At 71.9% G+C, this 17305-nt stretch carries 17 protein-coding genes; 8 read left to right on the top strand and 9 right to left on the bottom strand.

Annotation, left to right across the window (positions count from 1 at the left end):
• Positions 1 to 21: 21 nt before the first annotated feature.
• The gene (locus ACFVVO_RS22705) at positions 22 to 2610 is read right to left on the bottom strand and encodes an FHA domain-containing protein (protein WP_390057412.1); all 2589 of its coding nucleotides are present in this window, start codon (positions 2608 to 2610) and stop codon (positions 22 to 24) included.
• Between the two features lie 241 nt (positions 2611 to 2851).
• Between ACFVVO_RS22705 and ACFVVO_RS22700 the strand changes: the two genes are divergently transcribed.
• Together ACFVVO_RS22700 and serB are read left to right on the top strand one after the other, a co-directional pair.
• Complete coding sequence (locus ACFVVO_RS22700) at positions 2852 to 4678, top strand: streptophobe family protein (protein WP_390057386.1); 1827 nt, start codon at positions 2852 to 2854, stop codon at positions 4676 to 4678.
• A gap of 132 nt (positions 4679 to 4810) precedes the next feature.
• Positions 4811 to 6019 carry a phosphoserine phosphatase SerB gene (serB, locus tag ACFVVO_RS22695; protein ID WP_390057385.1) on the top strand — a complete coding sequence of 403 codons (1209 nt, stop codon included), beginning with the start codon at positions 4811 to 4813 and terminating at the stop codon, positions 6017 to 6019.
• Positions 6020 to 6097: 78 nt separating this feature from the next.
• On the opposite strand, the gene ACFVVO_RS22690 is transcribed toward serB, so the two are convergent.
• The 4 genes from ACFVVO_RS22690 to ACFVVO_RS22675 form a co-directional block, all read right to left on the bottom strand.
• The gene (locus ACFVVO_RS22690; protein ID WP_390057384.1) at positions 6098 to 6616 is read right to left on the bottom strand and encodes a SixA phosphatase family protein; all 519 of its coding nucleotides are present in this window, start codon (positions 6614 to 6616) and stop codon (positions 6098 to 6100) included.
• Between the two features lie 77 nt (positions 6617 to 6693).
• A complete protein-coding gene (locus ACFVVO_RS22685; RefSeq protein ID WP_390057383.1) occupies positions 6694 to 6900 on the bottom strand; it encodes a hypothetical protein in 207 nt (68 codons plus the stop codon).
• A gap of 168 nt (positions 6901 to 7068) precedes the next feature.
• Positions 7069 to 7188, bottom strand: a complete 120-nt coding sequence (locus ACFVVO_RS22680) for an SGM_5486 family transporter-associated protein (protein ID WP_390057382.1) — start codon at positions 7186 to 7188, stop codon at positions 7069 to 7071.
• 116 nt (positions 7189 to 7304) lie between these two features.
• Positions 7305 to 8564: a CynX/NimT family MFS transporter gene (locus ACFVVO_RS22675; RefSeq protein ID WP_390057411.1), complete on the bottom strand. Its 1260-nt coding sequence runs from the start codon at positions 8562 to 8564 to the stop codon at positions 7305 to 7307.
• Between the two features lie 124 nt (positions 8565 to 8688).
• Here ACFVVO_RS22675 and ACFVVO_RS22670 point away from each other — a divergent pair, with 124 nt between their 5' ends.
• Positions 8689 to 9381, top strand: a complete 693-nt coding sequence (locus ACFVVO_RS22670) for a FadR/GntR family transcriptional regulator (protein WP_390057381.1) — start codon at positions 8689 to 8691, stop codon at positions 9379 to 9381.
• Here ACFVVO_RS22670 and ACFVVO_RS22665 read toward each other — a convergent pair.
• The 3 genes from ACFVVO_RS22665 to fabG form a co-directional block, all read right to left on the bottom strand.
• Positions 9359 to 9709 (bottom strand): hypothetical protein, encoded by a 351-nt coding sequence (locus ACFVVO_RS22665; protein ID WP_390057380.1) that lies wholly within the window; start codon positions 9707 to 9709, stop codon positions 9359 to 9361. The two genes, ACFVVO_RS22670 and ACFVVO_RS22665, sit on opposite strands and share 23 nt — an antisense overlap.
• Before the next feature lie 201 nt (positions 9710 to 9910).
• Positions 9911 to 10678, bottom strand: a complete 768-nt coding sequence (gene fabI / locus ACFVVO_RS22660) for an enoyl-ACP reductase FabI (protein ID WP_390057379.1) — start codon at positions 10676 to 10678, stop codon at positions 9911 to 9913.
• Between the two features lie 5 nt (positions 10679 to 10683).
• Entirely contained in the window at positions 10684 to 11388 is a 705-nt protein-coding gene (gene fabG, locus ACFVVO_RS22655) for a 3-oxoacyl-[acyl-carrier-protein] reductase (protein ID WP_390057378.1), read from the bottom strand.
• Between the two features lie 244 nt (positions 11389 to 11632).
• Here fabG and ACFVVO_RS22650 point away from each other — a divergent pair, with 244 nt between their 5' ends.
• The 3 genes from ACFVVO_RS22650 to tyrS are packed head-to-tail and all read left to right on the top strand — an operon-like array spanning position 11633 to position 15872.
• Positions 11633 to 13156: a TldD/PmbA family protein gene (locus ACFVVO_RS22650; RefSeq protein ID WP_390057377.1), complete on the top strand. Its 1524-nt coding sequence runs from the start codon at positions 11633 to 11635 to the stop codon at positions 13154 to 13156.
• A complete protein-coding gene (locus ACFVVO_RS22645; protein WP_390057376.1) occupies positions 13153 to 14547 on the top strand; it encodes a metallopeptidase TldD-related protein in 1395 nt (464 codons plus the stop codon). The genes ACFVVO_RS22650 and ACFVVO_RS22645 overlap by 4 nt, the downstream gene beginning before the upstream one ends.
• Before the next feature lie 56 nt (positions 14548 to 14603).
• The gene (tyrS, locus tag ACFVVO_RS22640) at positions 14604 to 15872 is read left to right on the top strand and encodes a tyrosine--tRNA ligase (protein WP_390057375.1); all 1269 of its coding nucleotides are present in this window, start codon (positions 14604 to 14606) and stop codon (positions 15870 to 15872) included.
• A gap of 57 nt (positions 15873 to 15929) precedes the next feature.
• Here the strand turns inward: tyrS and ACFVVO_RS22635 are convergent, their stop codons facing one another.
• Positions 15930 to 16214, bottom strand: a complete 285-nt coding sequence (locus ACFVVO_RS22635) for a GlsB/YeaQ/YmgE family stress response membrane protein (protein WP_359555048.1) — start codon at positions 16212 to 16214, stop codon at positions 15930 to 15932.
• 233 nt (positions 16215 to 16447) lie between these two features.
• On the opposite strand from ACFVVO_RS22635, the gene ACFVVO_RS22630 reads away from it, so the two are divergent.
• Both ACFVVO_RS22630 and ACFVVO_RS22625 read left to right on the top strand, forming a co-directional pair.
• Entirely contained in the window at positions 16448 to 16849 is a 402-nt protein-coding gene (locus ACFVVO_RS22630) for a DUF3099 domain-containing protein (RefSeq protein WP_390057374.1), read from the top strand.
• A 224-nt stretch (positions 16850 to 17073) separates the two neighbouring features.
• On the top strand, positions 17074 to 17292 hold the full coding sequence (locus ACFVVO_RS22625) for a hypothetical protein (RefSeq protein WP_390057373.1): 219 nt from the start codon (positions 17074 to 17076) through the stop codon (positions 17290 to 17292).
• The last annotated feature ends 13 nt before the right edge of the window (positions 17293 to 17305 follow it).

Below are 17305 nucleotides of genomic sequence, written 5' to 3'. Positions count from 1 at the left end.
CGCGCGCCACGCGGCCCGCGGTCACTTCCGCATGACCTCCGGCTCGTGCCGGCGCAGGAAGCGGGCGACGAGGAAGCCGCAGATCACACCGAGCACGAGCAGCGCGGCCATGTTCAGGCACCAGGCCGAGGCCGCGTGGTCCCACAGCGGGTCGGTGCTGGTCGGGTCGTCGGCGTTCGGGGCGATCTTGTTGAAGTCCAGCGTGGTGCCGGCCGCTGCCACCGCCCAGCGGGACGGCATCAGGTACGAGAACTCGTTCACGCCGAGCGTGCCGTGCAGGGTGAAGAGGCAGCCGGTGAAGACGACCTGGATGATCGCGAACATCACCAGCAGCGGCATGGTCTTCTCGGCGGTCTTCACCAGCGAGGAGATCACCAGGCCGAACATCATCGAGGTGAAGCCCAGCGCCATGATCGGCAGGCACAGCTCGAACAGCGTCGAGCCGCCGAGCACCAGCCCCTGGTCGGGGATCTCACGGCTGGAGAAGCCGATCAGGCCCACCATCAGGCCCTGGAGCACGGTGACGGCGCCGAGGACGACCACCTTGGACATCAGGTACGCCGAGCGGGACAGGCCGGTCGCGCGCTCCCGCTCGTAGATGACCCGTTCCTTGATCAGCTCACGCACGGAGTTCGCGGCGCCCGCGAAGCACGCGCCGACCGCGAGGATCAGCAGAACGGTGGTCGCCGTGCCGTTCGGGATGGGCACGCCGGTGCGCGGGTTGACCGGGTTGACCAGCAGGCCCTTGTCGGAGTCGATCAGCAGGCTGACCGCGCCGAGGACCGCCGGCAGGATCACCGTGAGCGCCAGGAACCCCTTGTCGGACGCGATGACCGCCACGTAGCGCCGGATCAGGGTCATCAGCTGGGAGCCCCAGCCCTGCGGCTTGGGCGGCCTGATGGCCTGCGGCGGCGGCATGTGTACGGACTGCGGAGCGACCGCGTCGATGTCCGCGGCGTACATCTGGTAGTGCTGCGAGCCCTTCCAGCGGCCCGCCCAGTCGTAGTCGCGGTAGTTCTCGAAGGCGGAGAAGACGTCGGCCCAGGTGTCGTAGCCGAAGAAGTTCAGCGCCTCCTCCGGCGGGCCGAAGTAGGCGACCGCGCCGCCCGGCGCCATCACCAGGAGCTTGTCGCAGATCGCCAGCTCGGCCACGGAGTGGGTGACCACCAGGACCGTACGGCCGTCGTCGGCGAGGCCGCGCAGCAGCTGCATCACATCGCGGTCCATGCCGGGGTCGAGGCCGGAGGTCGGCTCGTCCAGGAAGATCAGCGAGGGCTTGGTCAGCAGCTCCAGGGCGACCGAGACGCGCTTGCGCTGGCCGCCGGAGAGGGACGTGACCTTCTTGTCCTTGTGGATGTCCAGCTTGAGCTCGCGCAGCACCTCGTCGATGCGGGCGTCGCGCTCGGCGGCCGTGGTGTCGGCCGGGAAGCGCAGCTTGGCCGCGTACTTCAGGGCCTTCTTGACCGTCAGCTCCTTGTGCAGGATGTCGTCCTGCGGGACCAGACCGATGCGCTGGCGCAGCTCGGCGAACTGCTTGTACAGGTTCCGGTTGTCGTACAGGACCTCGCCCTGGTTGGCGGGCCGGTAGCCGGTGAGCGCCTTCAGCAGCGTCGACTTGCCGGAGCCGGACGGGCCGATGACCGCGATGAGGGACTTCTCCGGGACGCCGAAGGAGACGTCCTTCAGGATCTGCTTGCCGCCGTCGACCGTGACGGTCAGATGGCGCGCGGAGAACGAGACCTCACCGGTGTCGACGAACTCCTCGAGCCGGTCGCCGACGATACGGAAGGTGGAGTGGCCGACACCGACGATGTCGTTCGGGCCGAGCAGCGCCGAACCGCCCTTGGCGATCGGCTGGCCGTTGACGTAGGTGCCGTTGTGCGAGCCCAGGTCGCGGATCTCGAAGCGGCCGTCGGGCGTCGAGTGGAACTCGGCGTGGTGCCGGGAGACCTGCAGGTCGGAGACGACCAGCTCGTTCTCGAGGGCACGGCCGATGCGCATCACGCGGCCGACGGCGAACTGGTGGAACGTGGTCGGGCTGCGGTCGCCGTAGACCGGCGGCGCCCCCGCCGCGCCACCGGGCGTCTTCTGGACCGGGTTCCCGGCCGGCCCGCCCTGCTGCTGCGGGAACGCCGGCGGCTGCTGCGACTGCTGCCAGTCGGTCCGCGGCGCCTGCTGGTGCGCGGCGGCCTGGTGCGGCACCCCCTGCTGCGGGGGCTGCTGCTGCGGGGCCTGCGGCTGGGCCCAGCCGGCCCCCGCGCCCTGAGCGGCGTACGGCGCGGACTGCGCCTGCTGCTGGGGCTGGGCGACCGCGGCCGCGGCGCCCGAGAGGTCCAGCCGCGGTCCGTCGGTCGCGTTGCCGAGGTGCACCGCCGAACCGGGGCCGATCTCCATCTGATGGATCCGCTGGCCCCGCACGAACGTGCCGTTGGTGCTGCCGTGGTCCTCGATGACCCAACTGCGGCCGTCGAAGCTGACCGTGGCGTGACGCCAGGACACCCTGGCGTCGTCGAAGACGATGTCACCCTGCGGATCGCGGCCGAGGGTGTAGGGCCTGGACGGCTCGAGCGTCCAGGTCCGTCCGTTTGTTTCCAGTACGAGTTCCGGCACTCCATGCCCCACTGAGTTGTCCCCCGAATTTCCCCCATCACAGGGAGTCTAGGGATGTCGAACATCGTGGGGAACTATTTCAGGCTCGGCCCCATGACCGAAACCCGGGCCTTGCGGCGCAGGCCGGCACACGCCTCAACTCGCCCCGTTGACGGGGTTGAAACCCGGCCGGAGAGTGGTAATCCCCCGCGAGGGGGACAAGCGCGGCAGTGGTGCCGCGCCGCGGATCGGGGGGTCTGCCATGAGTGCTGACACGGGTGCCGGGACCGCACGGCCGGGTACGCCGCTGCCGTGGGTGGACATCCTGCTGTCCGCGTTCACCGCGGTGAGCTGGGCGTTGGCGGGGATGACGGCCACGGCCGCGCTGGGGCTGCACCTGCTCCGGGCGGACGCGGCGGGCTCACTGGGCCCGATGACGGCGGCCGTTGTGGCTCTCGGGGCGGGTGGTTCGGTCTCCCCGTCGGGAGACGTGTCCGCCTTCGGGCTCAAGGGCGCCGAGGCGCACACCGCCGTCGAGATCACGCCACTCGGCGTGAGCCTGGCCGGCGCCCTGCTGCTGTCGTGGTTCTTCCTGCGGTCCCTGCGTACGGCGGGAGTTGTGATCGCGCCGTCCGAACTCCTGGCGCGCGCGGGCACGGTGGTCGCCCTCTTCGTGGCGATGCTGGGCGGGCTCTCCTGGGTCGGGCACGACGTCATCACGATCGACGGCGGCTCGCTCGGTCTCGGCGACCTGCCCGGCGGGGGCGGCAAGGGCGGCACGGGCGTCCCCGGCCTCGGAGACCTCGGCGACATCGGCGGGCTGCTCCCGGACCGGGTCGGTGACCTGATCCACGCCAAGGCGGCCGTCGGCTTCACCGTGGACACCGCGCCCACCCTCCTCGGCGGGCTCGGCTGGTCCGCCGGCGTCCTGCTGATCGCGCTGCTGGCCTCCCGCCGCACCCCCCTGCCACCCGGCTTGGAGGTCGTGCACCGGGTGGTGCGGCCGGCCGTCTCGGCGCTCGTCACCGTGCTGCTGGTGGCCGTGGCCGCCGGGCTCGCCGCGGCGGCGTACGCGGCGATCGGCGACGACCACCCCGGGCGGATCGCCGGCGCGGCCCTGCTCGGCGCGCCGAACGGGGTGTGGCTCGGCCTTCCGCTCGGCCTCTTCGTCCCCTGGGACGGCCGGGCCACCGGCGCCCTGGGCGGTGTGCTCCCCCACCCGCTGGACCGGCTGCTGAGCGCGACGCGGGACCAGCCCGTCACCCTGGGCCGGCTGGCCGGGCTGGACGGCCGGGTGTGGCTGCTCGCGGTGGCGGCCGCCTCGACGATGCTGCTGGCGGGGGTGCTGACCGCGGTGCGCACACCGGTGCCGGGCGGGACGGGCACGGTGGGCTTCGCGGGGCGGTGCGCCCTGCGGCTCGGGATCGCGACCGCGCTCGCCTGGCCGTTCCTCGCCTGGCTGACGGACGTCTCGGTGGACGCCTCGCTGTCCGTGCTGGGCTTCGACGCGTTCGGCGCGGGCATCGAACTGCACGGCCGGACGGGAACGGCACTGCTCCTGGGTGCCGTGTGGGGTGCGGCGGCCGGCGCGGTGGGAGCCCTGCTCGCCCGGGCACTGGGGGCGGCGGGGACCCGGGTGGCGGGGCCGGCGCGGGCCGGGACGGTCGCGGCGGGCGGCGCGGGCTCGGGGTACGGCGCGCGAGCCGGGTACGGCTACGGGCAGGCCGGGCACCCGTCCTCCGGCGACCGCTCCGGGCACTCCGGGCACCCCCGGCCCGGCGACGGCTCCGGGCAGCCCTCGTTCGGTGGCGGGGCCGGGCCCTACGCGCCGGGCAGGCCGTACCGGCCGCCGAACCCCGGCACGAACCCCTATCTCCGGGTGCCGGAGGAGGTGCGCGCGGAGCCCGAGGACGCGCGGCCGCCCTCGCCCGGGGACGACATGTACGGCGCCCCGACCATCTCCCGCCGGCTGGACCCGCCCCGGGGCCGTCCGGCGGCCCCTCCGCCGGATCGCTCGCCGGACGGCCCGGACGACGGCACGCCACCGCCGCCTCCCCCACCGCCACCGCGTCCGAGGACCGGGAGGTGACCGGCAGGCGTGTGTGCCGGGGCGACCGCGGCGGGCAAGGTGCGGGACATCCGGTGGACACCTGTTGTTCCGTGTCCGTCAGGCGGACCGCACGGGCGGAAGGCACTGGGTGCCGGATACGGTGGTGACACCATGAGCGCTTCGCAGACCTCCGAGGTCCCCACTCTCCTCGTCAAGATTTTCGGCAAGGACAGGCCGGGCATCACGGCCGGCCTCTTCGACACCCTTGCCGCCTTCCACGTCGACGTGGTCGACATCGAGCAGGTCGTCACCCGGGGCCGCCTGGTGCTGTGCGCGTTGGTCACCCAGCCGCCGGCCGGGCTCGAGGGCGATCTGCGGGCCACCGTGCACAGCTGGGCCGAGTCGATGAAGATGCAGGCGGAGATCATCTCCGGGCGCGGAGACAACCGGCCGCGCGGGCTCGGGCGCTCCCTGGTGACCGTGCTCGGTCACCCGCTCACGGCCGAGTCGACGGCGGCCATCGCCGCCCGCATCGCGAAGACCGGCGGCAACATCGACCGTATCTTCCGGCTCGCCAAGTACCCCGTGACCGCGGTGGAGTTCGCCGTCTCCGGGGTGGAGACCGAGCCGCTGCGCACGGCTCTGGCCTCGGACGCGGCGGCACTGGGTGTCGACGTCGCCGTGGTCTCGGCGGGCCTGCACCGGCGGGCCCAGCGGCTGGTGGTCATGGACGTGGACTCCACCCTCATCCAGGACGAGGTCATCGAGCTGTTCGCCGCGCACGCGGGCTGCGAGGACAAGGTCGCCGAGGTGACGGCGGCGGCGATGCGCGGGGAGCTGGACTTCGAGCAGTCGCTGCACGCGCGCGTGGCGCTGCTGGAGGGACTGGACGCCTCGGTGGTGGAGAAGGTGCGCAACGAGGTACGGCTGACGCCGGGCGCCCGCACGCTCATCCGCACCCTGAAGCGGCTCGGCTACCAGGTCGGTGTCGTCTCCGGCGGCTTCACGCAGGTCACGGACGATCTGAAGGAGCGGCTGGGACTGGACTTCGCCCAGGCCAACACGCTGGAGATCGTCGACGGCAAGCTCACCGGGCGGGTCACCGGGGAGATCGTGGACCGTGCGGGCAAGGCGCGGCTGCTGCGCCGGTTCGCGGCCGAGGCCGGGGTGCCGCTGTCGCAGACGGTGGCGATCGGCGACGGCGCCAACGACCTGGACATGCTGAACGCGGCCGGTCTTGGCGTCGCCTTCAATGCCAAGCCGGTGGTCCGCGAGGCCGCGCACACGGCGGTGAACTTCCCCTTCCTCGACACCGTGCTGTATCTGCTGGGCGTCACCCGCGAAGAGGTCGAGACGGCCGACACGCACGACGAGGGCTGAGCCGCCGCTCCGGACGGCTCCGGACGTGCGGAGGGCCCGGCACCGTCGCGGTGCCCGGCCCTTCCGCGGAGTGTGCCGTCACTCGGAGGGCGCCCAGTACTCCACCAGCGTGGCCGTGCCCGGCTCCAGGCCCTTCCAGTCGCCGTCGAAGGTCAGCACCACGAAGGCGGCGGCCGGGAAGCCGCGGCGTTCCATCCGCTTGCGGGCGTCGCCCCCTGACTCGCCGCCCAGGACCTCGGCCAGGCCGTGCACGCCCGGGTTGTGGCCGATGAGGATCACGTTCTGCGCGTCGTCCGGGACCTCGTTGAGCGCGGCGATCAGCTCGCCGGGAGAGGCCTCGTAGACCCGCTCCTCATAGACGGTTTTCGGCCGGTGCGCGAGTTCGTGGACGGCGAGCTTCCAGGTCTCGCGGGTCCGGACGGCGGTGGAGCACAGGGCAAGGTCGAAGGTGTACCCGGTGTCGGCCAGTTTGCGTCCGGCGACCGCTGCGTCCATACGGCCCCGCTCAGCGAGGGGGCGCTCATGGTCGGACACCTCGGGCCAGTCGGCTTTCGCATGCCGGAAGATGACGATCCTGCGGGGTTCTGCGACGCTCATGGGTACCAGCTTCGCATGAAACAGGCCACCCGGCGCAGGGAGTTGACATGGGGAATCGCCGTGCATGAAGCGCCGTGTCAGCGGGCGAGGAGCTGCTGCGCGCGTTCGAGGAGCTGCGTGATCGCCGGGTCGCCGCTCGCCGCGTGGGCGTCGGACGGGTTCAGTATCAGCGCCAGCAGTACGACGAAGGCCAGGGCGGGCAGGGCGAGGGCCCACCAGGGCAGCCGGATGTCGACGCCGCCCGTGGTCGCCGGGTGGGGCCGGGTGTGCGTACGGACCGGCATGGTCGCCTCCGTGGGGTCCTCGAGTGGTTCTGGCCGCCTGCCGCGGTCATGTCCTCGAAGTTACGGAGTGCGGGGGCGCCGGCCCATCCGGTGACCCACCCACTTGACCCTGACCCTGTCCCCCTAGGGGATGGTGGGGACAGCCCCACCCTCGGGGCGCGGGCCGGGTCAGGGCGAGGCGATCGTCGCGATGACGCCGATGATCACGAAGATGGCGAGGAACGAGCCGAGGACGAGCAGCAACTTCTTCCGGCCGTTCTTGGGGTTCGGGTCGAGCACAGGCTGCATGCGCCCAGTCTCGCACCCTTCGTCCGGAACGGACCGGCCGGGGTGCCGGCCTGTCCCGTCGGCGGCCGGTGGCCGCGGGTCCCGGTGCCGGACGGTGGCGGCAGGGTTCCGCGCGCTCAGGCCCGGCCCGCCTCGTCCTCCACCGTGCGGTCGCGGCCCGCGAGGAAGCCCACCGCCATCTGGGGCAGCATCAGGCCCGCCATCAGGGCGATCGGCAGGCCCCAGCCGCCGCTGTGCTGGTAGAGCACGCCTACCAGCAGCGGGCCCGGGATGGAGATCAGATAGCCGGTGCTCTGCGCGAACGCGGAGAGCTGGGCCACGCCCGCACCGGTCCTGGCCCGCATACCGACCATGGTCAGCGCGAGCGGGAAGGCGCAGTTGGCGATGCCGAGCAGCACGGCCCACGCCCAGGCGCCGCCGGCCGGCGCCAGGTACAGGCCGGCGTATCCGGCGAGGCCGCACACGCCCAGGGCCAGCACGATCGGCCCCTGGTGGGGCAGCCGGGTGGCGAGCCGCGGGATCACGAAGGCCAGGGGAACGCCCATCACCATGGTGACGGCGAGGAGCAGGCCCGCCGTGCCGGCCGGGACACCGGCGTCCCGGAAGATCTGCGCCATCCAGCCCATGGTGATGTAGGCGGCGGTGGCCTGGAGCCCGAAGAAGACCGCGAGCGCCCAGGCGGTACGGCTGCGGGTGATGCGCAGCGGGGCGGCCTGCCCGTCCGGCGCGGTGCGCACCGGCTCCTGGGCGGGAGCCGCGCCCCTCCGCGCCAGCGGCAGCCAGGGCAGTACGGCGGCGGCCGCGAGCCCCGCCCACACGGCGAGCCCGGACTGCCAGCCGCCCCCCAGCGCACCGGTCAGGGGCACGGTCACCGCGGCGGCGGAGGATGTACCGAGGGCGAGGGCCATCGAGTACAGGCCGGTCATGGAGCCGACGCGGTCGGGGAACCAGCGCTTGACGATGACCGGCATCAGCACGTTGCTGACGGCGATGCCCATCAGGGCGAGCGCGCTGGCGACGAGGAAGCCGGCCGTGCCTCCGGCGTACGGGCGTATCAGCAGGCCCGCGGTGATGGCGGCCATGCCGGCGCCCACCACGGCGGCCGGCCCGAAGCGGCGGGCCAGGCGGGGCGCGGTGACGCCGAAGACGGCGAAGCAGAGCGGGGGCACGGAGGTGAGCAGCCCGGCCACGCTGCCGCTCATGCCGAGTCCGTCGCGGACCTCCTCCAGCAGCGCGCCGAGGCTCGTGATGGCGGGGCGGAGGTTGAGCGCGGTCAGCACGATGCCGACGACGACCAGCCGGGTCGCCCACGCGCGCGTGGGCGGCGTCGCACGGGTGCCCGGCGCTGTGCTCGCGCCGCGTTCGATCGAAGGCATCTCCGTACGGGTGTCCGCGATCCGCGTTTCCTCACTGGCCATGCCGGTCATCATAGAATCATGGGATGATTGGCTGTCCACTCCCCCGGCGGCCACGGCCGGGAATCCCGTGCGAAGGTGTGCCATGCCTCTGAGCCACCCGCGCCGTTCGGCGCTCTCCGAGCAGGTCATCGCCGAGCTGCGCGCGCAGATCGCCTCCGGTGAGTGGCCGGTGGGATCGCGCATCCCGACCGAGCCGGAACTGGTGGAGCAGCTCGGCGTCGCCCGCAACACCGTCCGCGAGGCCGTACGGGCGCTCGCGCACAACGGTCTGCTGGACATCCGGCAGGGCTCGGGCACCTATGTGGCGGCGACCAGCGAACTGGCCGGCGTGATGCACCGCCGCTTCGCGGAGGCCGATGCCCGGCACATCGCGGAGCTGCGCTCGACGCTGGAGTCGGCGGCGGCGCGGCTGGCCGCCGAGCGGCGCACCGAGAAGGACCTCAAGCAGCTCGACGCGCTGCTGGTGCGGCGCGAGGAGGCCTGGGAGTCGGGCGAGGCCGAGGCCTTCGTGACGGCCGACGCGACCTTCCACCTGGCCGTGGTGGCGACCTCCCACAACGACGTCATGACGGCGATGTACGCCGACCTGGGCGAGGTGCTGCGCGACTGGCTGCGCGCCGACGTCGGCGCGGGCCTGACGCCGGAGACGCACATGGACCACGCCCGCCTGGTGGACGCGATCCGCGCGGGTGACGCGCAGGCGGCGGCCGAGGAGGCCGCGAGCTATCCGTTCCTGTGCCGTCCGGACAGGTTCAGCGCGCCTTCTGGTGGCTGATCCACACCGAGCGGACCTCCTTCCAGCAGCGGCCGGTGAGCCGTACCGTCATGGCGGCGTCGGTGTTCACGGGGGCGCTGTCGGTGTCGATGTCCCACCAGCGGGCGCACTCGATGTGCAGGCGCACGCGGTCGGTGTCGACATAGGGGTTGTGGCAGTAGGCGACCACGTGCGAGCCGGTGACGGCCTTACGGCACGCGGCGCCGAACAGCTTCGGCGCGGGCGGTTTGCCGTCGCCCACGCGCGCGTGGCACAGCGCGGCGTACGGCAGTGAGAGCACGAGGGCGGCGGCCACGGTCACCGGGGCCAGGCTGCGGGACAGGCGCACAAGGGGACCTCCTCGGCCGGGCTGCGGAGGGATGCGCGAGGTGAACGCTGTTTCCAGGGTGCGCCGCCGGTTCCCCGCCCCGCCCGGCCGGGTACGCCGGACGGGTGACGCCCCGCTCCCCGCGCGCTGCGGGGAACGGGGCGTCGACGTCGTACGGGGCTCACCCGCGCCGTACGCGGGTCACCGTGTGCAGTGCGTGGCTCAGGCGCCGATGGCGTGCAGGCCGCCGTCCACGTGGATGATCTCGCCGGTGGTCTTCGGGAACCAGTCGCTCAGCAGGGCGACGATGCCGCGGCCGGCCGGCTCGGGGTCCTTCAGGTCCCACTCCAGCGGGGAGCGGGTGTCCCACACGGCGGCCAGGTCGCTGAAGCCCGGGATGGACTTGGCGGCCATGGAGCCGAGCGGGCCCGCGGAGATGAGATTGCAGCGGATGTTCTGCTTGCCCAGGTCGCGGGCGATGTAGCGGCTGGTGGCCTCCAGCGCGGCCTTGGCCGGCCCCATCCAGTCGTACTGCGGCCAGGCGTACTGCGCGTCGAAGGTGAGGCCGACGACCGAGCCGCCGTTCTGCATCAGCGGCAGGCAGGCCATGGTCAGCGACTTCAGGGAGTACGCCGAGACGTGCATCGCGGTGGCCACGGACTCGAACGGCGTGTTGAGGAAGTTGCCGCCGAGCGCGTCCTGCGGCGCGAAGCCGATGGAGTGCAGGACGCCGTCGAGGCCGCCCAGCTCTTCACCGACGACGTCCGCCAGCCGGCCGAGGTGCTCGTCGTTGGTGACGTCCAGCTCGATGACCTTGGCGGGCTTCGGCAGCTTCCTGGCGATGCGCTCGGTCAGCGTGGGCCGCGGGAACGCGGTGAGGATGACCTCGGCGCCCTGCTCCTGGGCCAGCTTCGCGGCGTGGAAGGCGATGGAGGCCTCCGTCAGCACACCCGTGATCAGGACGCGCTTGCCCTCGAGAATTCCGCTCATGGTGATCAGTGACCCATTCCCAGTCCGCCGTCAACGGGAATGACGGCTCCAGTGATGTACGAGGCGTCGTCCGAGGCGAGGAACCGCACCGTCGCGGCGATCTCCTCCGGCTGCGCGTACCGGCCGAGCGGCACCTGGGACACGATGTCCTTGCGCTGCTCGTCGGTGAGCACCTTGGTCATGTCGGTGTCGACGAAGCCGGGCGCGACGACGTTGAAGGTGAGGTTGCGCGAGCCCAGCTCACGGGCGAGGGAGCGCGCGAAGCCGACCAGGGCGGCCTTGGAGGCGGCGTAGTTCGCCTGCCCCGCCGAGCCGAGCAGGCCGACCACCGAGGAGATCAGGACGACGCGGCCCTTGCGGGCCCGCAGCATGGCGCGGTTGGCGCGCTTGACCACGCGGAAGGTGCCGGTGAGGTTGGTGTCGATGACCGAGGTGAAGTCCTCCTCGGACATGCGCATCAGGAGCTGGTCCCGGGTGACGCCGGCGTTGGCGATCAGGACCTCGACCGGACCGTGCTGCTCCTCGATCTCCTTGTAGGCCTGCTCCACCTGCTCGGGGTCGGTGATGTCGCACTTGACGGCGAGGAAGCCGGCCGGCGGCTCACCCGAGCGGTACGTGATCGCGACCTTGTCGCCTGCGTCGGCGAAAGCGCGGGCGATGGCGAGGCCGATGCCCCGGTTGCCTCCGGTGACGAGAACCGAGCGGCTCAACGGATCACCCTTTCGATAGCGGTCTGATGCGGTACGACACCCGCCCGAACACCTCGATGACAGGCGGCTTCATCGAAAACCTATCGGTAGCGCCCCTTCCGTGGGCAAGCGGGCACCGACAGTGGCTGAAGTGCGTCACTGTCGGGTCCCTACAAGCGCCGGTGCGCGCGGCGAAACCTGTGGTCCGCCGGGCCGCTGTCACGACATGATCGGACCGACAGGCCACGACAGCAGGGAGACCTCCGTGCCTCATTCCATCGACGAAGCCTTCACGGCGCTGCCGCTGAGGGCCCTGGCCGACGCCGCGCTGGCACGCGCGCGTGCGCTGGGGGCCGAGCATGCGGACTTCCGGTTCGAGCGGGTGCGCAGCGCGTCCTGGCGGCTGCGGGACGCCAGGCCCGCGGGATCGTCGGACACCACCGACCTCGGCTACGCGGTCCGGGTCGTGCACGGCGGCACCTGGGGCTTCGCGTCCGGGGTGGACCTGACCCTGGACGCGGCCGCCAAGGTCGCCTCCCAGGCGGTGGCGATGGCGAAGCTCTCCGCGCAGGTGATCAGGGCGGCCGGGTCCGAGGAGCGGGTGGAGCTGGCGGACGAGCCGGTGCACGCGGACCGGACGTGGGTCTCGTCGTACGAGATCGACCCGTTCTCGGTGCCCGACGAGGAGAAGGCCGGGCTGCTGGCGCAGTGGAGCGCACGGCTGCTGGCGGCGAACGGCGTGAACCACGTGGACGCGTCGCTGCTCACCGTGCACGAGAACAAGTTCTACGCGGACACGGCCGGCACCGTGACGACCCAGCAGCGGGTACGGCTGCACCCGCAGCTGACGGCGGTGTCGGTGGACGAGTCGAGCGGTGAGTTCGACTCCATGCGGACCATCGCGCCGCCGGTGGGCCGGGGCTGGGAGTACCTGACGGGCACCGGCTGGGACTGGGACGCCGAGCTGGAGCGGATGCCGGAACTGCTGGCGGAGAAGATGCGGGCGCCCAGCGTGGAGGCGGGCGTGTACGACCTGGTCGTCGACCCGTCCAACCTGTGGCTGACCATCCACGAGTCCATCGGGCACGCCACCGAGCTGGACCGCGCCCTCGGCTACGAGGCCGCCTACGCCGGCACCTCCTTCGCCACCTTCGACCAGCTGGGCAAGCTCAGGTACGGCTCCGAGCTGATGAACGTCACCGGCGACCGCACCGCCGAGCACGGCCTCGCGACCGTCGGGTACGACGACGAGGGCGTCGAGGCGCAGTCCTGGGACCTGGTGAAGGACGGCACGCTGGTGGGCTACCAGCTCGACCGGCGGATCGCGCGGCTGACCGGGTCCGAGCGGTCCAACGGGTGTGCGTTCGCCGACTCGCCGGGGCACGTGCCGGTGCAGCGCATGGCCAACGTGTCGCTGCGGCCGGATCCGGCGGGACTGTCCACCGAGGATCTGATCGGGGGCGTCGACCGGGGCATCTACGTCGTCGGTGACCGGTCCTGGTCGATCGACATGCAGCGCTACAACTTCCAGTTCACCGGGCAGCGCTTCTTCCGGATCGAGAACGGCCGGATCACCGGGCAGCTGAAGGACGTCGCCTACCAGGCGACGACCACCGACTTCTGGGGGTCGATGGCCGCCGTGGGCGGCCCGCAGACCTATGTCCTGGGCGGCGCCTTCAACTGCGGCAAGGCCCAGCCGGGCCAGGTGGCCGCCGTGTCCCACGGGTGCCCCTCCGCCCTGTTCCGGGGCGTCAACATTCTGAACACCACCCAGGAGGCCGGTCGATGAGCGCCCGTACCAACAAGCCGCACGAGGTCGTCGAGCAGGCGCTCGCGCTGTCCCGGGCCGACGGCTGTGTGGTCATCGCCGACGAGCAGTCGACCGCGAACCTGCGCTGGGCGGGGAACGCGCTCACCACGAACGGTGTGACGCGGGGCCGTACGCTCACGGTGATCGCGACCGTGGACGGCAAGGAGGGCACCGCGTCCGGTGTCGTGTCCCGGTCGGCGGTCACGGCCGCGGAGCTGGAGCCGCTGGTGCGGGCCGCCGAGGCCGCCGCGCGCGGAGCCGGGCCCGCCGAGGACGCGCAGCCGCTGGTCGGCGATGTGCCTCCGTCCCCGGACTTCACCGACGCGCCGGCCGAGACCTCCTCCGCGGTGTTCGCGGACTTCGCCCCGGCGCTCGGCGAGTCCTTCGCACGCGCGCGTGCCGGCGGCCGGGAGCTGTACGGCTTCGCCAACCACGAGCTGGTGTCGACGTACGTGGGCACCTCCACCGGGCTGCGGCTGCGGCACGACCAGCCCACCGGCACGCTGGAGATGAACGCCAAGTCGCCGGACCGTACCCGCTCGGCGTGGGCGGGCCGGTCGACGCGCGACTTCAAGGACGTCGACCCGGGCGCGCTCGACGCCGAGCTGGCCGTACGCCTCGGCTGGGCCGAGCGGCGCGTGGAGCTGCCCGCGGGCCGGTACGAGACACTGCTGCCGCCGACCGCGGTCGCGGACCTGCTGATCTACCAGCTCTGGTCGGCCTCGGGCCGGGACGCGGCGGAGGGCCGGACGGTGTTCTCCAAGCCGGGCGGCGGCACCCGGGTCGGCGAGAAGCTGAGCGGGCTGCCGCTGACGCTGCGCAGCGACCCGCACGAGCCGGGCCTGGAGTGCGCGCCGTTCGTGGTCGCCCACTCCTCCGGCGGCGACCAGTCCGTGTTCGACAACGGGCTGCCGGTGCGGGCCACCGACTGGGTCGGCGAGGGTGTGCTGCGGAACCTGACCACGACCCGGCACAGCGCGGGCCTGACCGGGCTGCCGGTCGCCCCGGCGCTCGGGAACCTGATCCTCGACGGCGGGCAGGACCGCTCCCTGGAGGAGATGGTCGCGGACACCGGGCGCGGGCTGCTGCTGACCTGCCTGTGGTACATCCGCGAAGTGGACCCGGCGACGCTGCTGCTCACCGGTCTGACCCGGGACGGCGTCTACCTCGTGGAGAACGGCGAGGTCACCGGACAGGTGAACAACTTCCGGTTCAACGAGTCGCCGGTGGACCTGCTGGGGAGGGCCACGGAGGCCGGGCGAACCGAGAAGACGCTGCCGCGCGAGTGGAGCGACTGGTTCACCCGGGCCGCGATGCCCGCGCTGCGGATCCCCGACTTCAACATGAGCTCTGTCAGTCAGGGCGTATAACCTCGTAGTCGGCTGTCACCCGACTGCCCGGAGATCTTCAAGGAGACACGAGAACCGTGACGGACATCGTCGACGAGCTGAAGTGGCGTGGGCTGTTCGCCCTGTCCACCGACGAGGACGCTTTGCGTAAGGCGCTCGCGGACGGTCCCGTCACGTTCTATTGCGGCTTCGACCCGACGGCGCCGTCGCTGCACGTGGGACATCTGGTGCAGGTGCTCACCGTGCGCCGGCTCCAGCAGGCCGGGCACCGGCCGCTGGCGCTGGTCGGCGGCGCGACGGGCCTGATCGGCGACCCGCGCCCGACCGCCGAGCGCACGCTGAACGACCCGGCGACGGTGGCAGGCTGGGTGGACCGGCTGCGCGGCCAGATCGAGCCGTTCCTGTCCTTCGAGGGCGAGAACGCGGCGGTCATGGTGAACAACCTCGACTGGACGGAGGGCCTCTCCGCGATCGAGTTCCTGCGGGACATCGGCAAGCACTTCCGGGTCAACAAGATGCTTACGAAGGACTCCGTGGCCCGCCGCCTGGAGTCCGACCAGGGCATCAGCTACACCGAGTTCAGCTACCAGATCCTGCAGGGCATGGACTTCCTGCAGCTGTACCGGCGGTACGGCTGCAGGCTCCAGCAGGGCGGCAGCGACCAGTGGGGCAACCTCACGGCCGGCCTCGACCTGATCCACCGGCTGGAGCCGGACGCGGACGTGCACGCCCTGGCCACCCCGCTGATGACCAAGGCGGACGGCACCAAGTTCGGCAAGACCGAGGGCGGCGCCGTCTGGCTCGATCCGGAGATGACGACGCCGTACGCGTTCTACCAGTTCTGGCTGAACGTGGACGACCGTGACATCTCGCGCTACATGCGGATCCTGTCCTTCAGGTCCCGGGACGAGCTGGAGGAGCTGGAGCGGCAGACCGAGGAGCGCCCGCAGGCCCGTGCCGCGCAGCGCGCGCTTGCCGAGGAGCTGACGACGCTGGTGCACGGCGCCGACCAGACGGCCGCCGTGATCGCCGCGTCCAAGGCGCTCTTCGGCCAGGGCGAGCTGGCGGAGCTGGACGACAGGACGCTGTCGGCGGCGCTGTCCGAGGTGCCGCACATCCAGGTCACCGAGCTGGGCCCGGTGGTCGACCTGTTCGCCGAGGTCGGGCTGGTGGCCAGCAAGTCGGCCGCCCGCCGGACGGTCAAGGAGGGCGGTGCCTACGTGAACAACGCGAAGATCACCGCGGAGGACGCGGTTCCCGCCCGGGAGGACCTGCTGCACGGGCGCTGGCTGGTGCTGCGCCGGGGCAAGAAGAACCTGGCCGCGGTCGAGGTCAAGCCGGCGTGAGACATGCCGAAGGGCGGCTCCCCGTTGCCGGGGGGCCGCCCTTCGGCATGTCCGCCGTCAGACGCGCTGCTGCTGTTTCCGCTTGCCGAGCGTCGCCATGTAGAGGGCGTCGATCAGGGCGACGATGATGATCGCGGCGATGAGCTGGAAGGCGTGCCGGCTCCAGTCGATGCCCTTGGTCTCCGCGACGCCGAGGGCACTGGCGATGGCGTTGCCCGCGATGGCGCCGAGGATGCCGCCGATGGTGGTCAGCCACAGGGGACTGTGCTGCTTGCCCGGGATGACCGCCTTGGCGATGAGGCCCAGCACGAACCCCACGATGATCGCCCACAACCAGCCCATGGTTGCCTCCTCGTACCGATCGGCGTGAGCACTACGGCAAGTCTCCGCGTGCGGGCCGTACGGCGCATGTCGGGTACGCCCGTACGCGGCCCGGCCGACGGCGGGCGGCGACCCGGTCTCGTGGGCGGTGGGGGCGCGGCGTACCGTGGAGATGTTCCGCACGGGTTTCGCGCCTGCGCGCGGACGAGGGTCGCGGGCCATGGGAGTCCGATGCGGGCGGATGGTGGAATGTGATGCGGAAGCAGCACGGCGGCAACGTCCAGGTGTTCCGGATCACCGGCGCCCGGACCGGTCTGGCCGAGGACGTACGGGGCCGGCAGCGGCGTTACGTCATCTCGATGACGATCCGGACCGCCTCGGTGATCCTCGCGGTGACCCTGTGGAACGTCGAACGGTACGTCGCCATCGTGGCGCTGGTGCTCGGCGCGGTGCTCCCCTACATCGCGGTGGTGATCGCGAACGCCGGCCGGGAGCGGCCGCCCACTCTTCCGTCGACCTTCGTCACGGCCCCGACCCGGCCGGTGATCACGCCGCCGCGCGCTGAGGACGACAGCGCGCAGGCGGAATCCGTACCGGAGGACCTGTCGGCCGAGCCGGGGGTACGGGGGCCCGGGGAGCGGCCGGAACGGGCCTGACCACGGCGGATACGGGGCGGTGGACCGGGCCCGCGGCCAAGCTCAAGAAAAGCTCAATTCATTCGTGCGGTTCAGTGCCGGACGCAGGGTGACCCATGACATACTGCGTACGCGCTCCGCATCCCCCGTCGGAGCGACGGACCGACGCCGGGCAGCTCCCCCCGTGGCTGCTCGGCGTCGCCTTGTTTACGGGGGCTCCGTGAGACGGAACCAGTGACGAACCTGTGAGTGACGAGACCCCCATCTGCTCCGCCAAGGGCTGCCATGCCGCCGCCGTGTGGGTGCTGGCCTGGAACAACCCCAAGATCCACACGCCGGAGCGGCGCAAGACGTGGCTCGCCTGCGAGGAGCACCGCGAGCATCTTTCGCAGTTCCTCGGGGTCCGCGGATTCCTCAAGGACGTGGTGAAATTCGAGGACTGGGAAGCACCCGAAGGCTCCTAGGGCCTGTCGTCAA

This window comes from Streptomyces sp. NPDC058145 (assembly GCF_042884245.1).
Lineage (GTDB): Bacteria > Actinomycetota > Actinomycetes > Streptomycetales > Streptomycetaceae > Streptomyces.
The sequence above is the reverse complement of the archived record's forward strand: the minus strand, read 5'-3'. Positions and strand labels throughout refer to the sequence as shown.

Bases quoted from the DNA above. Each gene is read 5' to 3' on its own strand.
- ACFVVO_RS22645 (WP_390057376.1), top strand. From the start codon at position 13,153: ATGAGCGCCCGTACCAACAAGCCGCACGAGGTCGTCGAGCAGGCGCTC.
- ACFVVO_RS22630 (WP_390057374.1), top strand. From the start codon at position 16,448: ATGCGGAAGCAGCACGGCGGCAACGTCCAGGTGTTCCGGATCACCGGC.
- ACFVVO_RS22635 (WP_359555048.1), bottom strand. From the start codon at position 16,214: ATGGGCTGGTTGTGGGCGATCATCGTGGGGTTCGTGCTGGGCCTCATC.
- ACFVVO_RS22680 (WP_390057382.1), bottom strand. From the start codon at position 7,188: ATGCAGCCTGTGCTCGACCCGAACCCCAAGAACGGCCGGAAGAAGTTG.
- ACFVVO_RS22690 (WP_390057384.1), bottom strand. From the start codon at position 6,616: ATGAGCGTCGCAGAACCCCGCAGGATCGTCATCTTCCGGCATGCGAAA.
- ACFVVO_RS22700 (WP_390057386.1), top strand. From the start codon at position 2,852: ATGAGTGCTGACACGGGTGCCGGGACCGCACGGCCGGGTACGCCGCTG.
- serB (WP_390057385.1), top strand. From the start codon at position 4,811: ATGAGCGCTTCGCAGACCTCCGAGGTCCCCACTCTCCTCGTCAAGATT.
- ACFVVO_RS22675 (WP_390057411.1), bottom strand. From the start codon at position 8,564: ATGCCTTCGATCGAACGCGGCGCGAGCACAGCGCCGGGCACCCGTGCG.
- ACFVVO_RS22670 (WP_390057381.1), top strand. From the start codon at position 8,689: ATGCCTCTGAGCCACCCGCGCCGTTCGGCGCTCTCCGAGCAGGTCATC.
- ACFVVO_RS22685 (WP_390057383.1), bottom strand. From the start codon at position 6,900: ATGCCGGTCCGTACGCACACCCGGCCCCACCCGGCGACCACGGGCGGC.
- fabI (WP_390057379.1), bottom strand. From the start codon at position 10,678: ATGAGCGGAATTCTCGAGGGCAAGCGCGTCCTGATCACGGGTGTGCTG.